Below are 3,135 nucleotides of genomic sequence, written 5' to 3'. Positions count from 1 at the left end.
TACAACGGCGACCCCAGCAGCGGCGGGACCTTGCTGTACACGTACACCGTCAGCGGCAGCAACCCGCCGGTTTTCCCAGTGACTCCTCCCAATCCCCCTGGGTTCAACTCCGGGATCATTCCCTTCTCGGGGTCTCCGGGCTACGGCCTTGTCAACGGCGTCTTTACCCCAGCGCCCAACGGCATACCGATCTACGTCTCGTACAGTCCCAGCTACGGGACGATGTACTTCGATTACTGAGCCGTTCTCGGCTAGCCATTTCCGCCGCCGATATCACCGCCAATGCGCTGATTCACTCGGCGTTGCAACAGCTTTCGCAAGTGCTCCATGCAGACCGAAGCGAGCTGGCCGATGGCCGACAAACCCGGCGTGCTGTTCGTCGGTGTCCATAACGCCGGACGATCGCAGATGGTCGCCGCGCTTTTCACGATTGCGACGTAGTGTTCCAGTGCTGCGACGAAAGCTCGGTGGAGGTCGGAGTCGCCCTTGCCGGGTGGGTTTGCCTTAGCCATCAGTGTCGACAACTCCCGGGATGTCCGATCGTCACTGGATTTGCTCTACCCCAGTGTGATCCGACGTGCGAGTCGTCGCATCAACTGTTGAATTTCCGCTGTTGTTCATCGCCGGCGGCACCGACCACATCCTGCCCGCTGCGGTGCACCGGGAGAACTATCGGAAAAACGCCAAGCACTCCACCGCCGTCAGCGCTTATAAGGTCTTCCCCGGTAGAGACCACTTCACCTGTGGCGCGCCCGGTTGGGAAACAGTCGCGGACTTCGCCTTGACTTGGGCTCTCGGTCCGCGGCCCGGTGAATTAGATTAGCGCCACTCCCACCCCAGAGAATCGAAAGCGAGCATCGGCAAATGACGACTGTCCGAGAGGCCATCCTGGACCTGTTCCGCAAGCACGATCTGACGACTTTTTTCGGCAACCCGGGATCGTCAGAACTTGCTCTGTTGCAAGACTTTCCGGAAGATTTCCGGTATTTCCTCGGATTGCAGGAGATGATTCCGGTCGGGATGGCCGACGCCTACGCCCAGATCACCCGTCGGCCGGCCGTGGTGAACCTGCATACCGCACCCGGTATGGGCAACGCCCAAGGCCAGCTCTACAACGCCTACTGCAACAAGACCCCGCTGATCGTCACGGCGGGAAACCAGCGACGCAATATGCAAAACCAATACTGCTTGCTGACCAACATCGAACCCACCACCGTCCCGAGGCCATTCGTGAAATGGGCGGCCGAACCGGCCATCGCCAGCGAGGCGCCCGCCGTGCTAGCCCGCGCCATCCATTTGGCCACCACCCCGCCGATGGGCCCGGTATTCGTCTCACTGCCGATGGACGACATGCCGGTCGAACTCGACGCTGCCCAGGCCGCCGACATCAGGGGCGTCCGCGATCGCACGGTGACCCATGCGTACGGGTTCCCCGCCGAACTGGCCGAAAAGGTCGGCGCCAGAATGGATGCCGCGACATCCCCGGCATTGGTCGTGGGCGGCGATGTCGAACGCTACGGCGCGTGGGATGCGGTGATTGAGCTCGCCGAACGCCTGCAGGCACCCGTGTGGACGGCACCCTTGACGGGGTGGAGCGGGTTTCCCGAGAACCATCCGCTCTATCACGGAGCCCTGCCACCCGGGGCCGGCTGGATCTCTCACATTCTGGCCGGACACGACCTGCTCCTCGCCATCGGGACTCCCGTCTTCCGGTACTACCCGCTGGTGCCCGGACCTTACCTTCCTGAGGGCGCCAGCCTCATCCATCTGACCAACGATCCCGACGAGGCCGCACGCGCACCGGTCGGGGACGCGATCGTCGCCGACTTGCGCAGCGCGGTCCGAGGACTGCTCGATGTCGTGAAACCAACGCAGCGGCCGGCCCCGTCGCCGCGTGCGGCAACCCCCGAACTCGAACACGTTGAAGCGCCGCTGAAGCCCGAAGCGCTTTGGACCGCGGTCGGCAACGCCGCTCCCGCGGACACGTTGTGGGTCAGCGAGGCCGGCAGCAACGAAATCTCGATCACCAACAGCATCCGTCCCGCCCAGCGATTCTCGCACTTGTCGGCCGCGGGTGGCGGGCTGGGCTACGGATTGCCTGCCGCGGTGGGCGCACAGGTCGCGGCCCCCGATCGTCCCGTCGTCGCGTTGATGGGTGACGGGTCCATCCACTACGCGATCACCGCGCTGTGGACCGCCGCACGCTACGAGATCCCGCTTACCGTCGTCGTCGCCTCTAACGCCGAATACGCTGTGGTCAAAGAATTCGGTGTCTGGGAGAAAACGCCGAACGTCCCCGGCCTCGACCTGCCCGGACTCGACATCGTGGGCACTGCCGCCAGCTATGGCGTTGATGCCCATGAAGCCAACACCACCGACGAAGTTGTCGAGATGGTCAAAGCCGGCATCGCGGACCGGAAACGGCCCACGTTGATAAACGCCCGGACCATCCCGGTCGGTGAAGGCGGATTCACCGGCTAGGCAACAACTTTCAGAAGCTGCCTGCTTTGCGTTCAGGAGGATGTAATGAACCAGTCCATCGTTGCGCATTCACTGCGGTGCTCGACGACCCGGACGCGGTTGTCGCCGACGCGACAAGGCTGGTAGCGCCGGAGTAATGGCCCGGTCCCAGCCGGGTCATGCGAGACTTGTGGGGGATGAACCAGATTCTCCGAGCTGCAGCAGCAGCTCGCCTCGCACAATCTCGTTTTTTCACCTGATCCGGTGTCGGCCCACCTGGCAACCATCGGCGGCAACATCATCGAAAACGCCGGCGCCCCGCACGCTCTCAAATACGGTGTCACCGACAACCATGTCCTGTCAGTAGAAGCCGTGCTCGCCGACGCCACCGTTATCACGCTCAGCACCACCGACGACGGCATCGATCGTTTGGGCTGCCCAATCCCTGCTCGAGACGGACGATCCACCCAGCCGGTGAATCAAAAGGACGGTCTCACACCCCCCGACATGCTCGCTAGATAACAGCGCGGTCCAGCAAACGATTGAAAAGTTCGTATCGGAGCACAATAAGACTGGCGCATAGGCGAAGTGAGCGTGCCTGAACGTACCCAATTACTGGCCCAGTTTGATCAATGACTCGGGGAAACGCGAATCGGCCAGAGCTACCGCGTGATT

4 protein-coding genes and 1 pseudogene are annotated in these 3,135 nt (G+C 62.6%); all 5 read left to right on the top strand.

Annotated elements, in window-relative coordinates; translation table 11 throughout:
• A partial coding sequence (locus JO059_RS03250) for a hypothetical protein (protein ID WP_293314682.1) occupies window positions 1–240 on the top strand: 240 nt, incomplete at its 5' end.
• Window positions 241–354: 114 nt separating this feature from the next.
• Window positions 355–429: pseudogene (locus tag JO059_RS03245) on the top strand (heat-shock protein HtpX); the annotation flags it as partial.
• A 148-nt stretch (window positions 430–577) separates the two neighbouring features.
• Window positions 578–823: a hypothetical protein gene (locus tag JO059_RS03240; protein WP_293314681.1), complete on the top strand. Its 246-nt coding sequence runs from the start codon at window positions 578–580 to the stop codon at window positions 821–823.
• A 41-nt stretch (window positions 824–864) separates the two neighbouring features.
• Window positions 865–2,481 (top strand): benzoylformate decarboxylase, encoded by a 1,617-nt coding sequence (gene mdlC, locus JO059_RS03235; protein ID WP_293314680.1) that lies wholly within the window; start codon window positions 865–867, stop codon window positions 2,479–2,481.
• Between the two features lie 243 nt (window positions 2,482–2,724).
• The gene (locus JO059_RS03230; RefSeq protein ID WP_293314679.1) at window positions 2,725–2,982 is read left to right on the top strand and encodes an FAD-binding protein; all 258 of its coding nucleotides are present in this window, start codon (window positions 2,725–2,727) and stop codon (window positions 2,980–2,982) included.
• The last annotated feature ends 153 nt before the right edge of the window (window positions 2,983–3,135 follow it).

Origin of the sequence: Mycobacterium sp. (assembly GCF_019247615.1) — a bacterium.
Lineage (GTDB): Bacteria > Actinomycetota > Actinomycetes > Mycobacteriales > Mycobacteriaceae > Mycobacterium.
The sequence above is the reverse complement of the archived record's forward strand: the minus strand, read 5'-3'. Positions and strand labels throughout refer to the sequence as shown.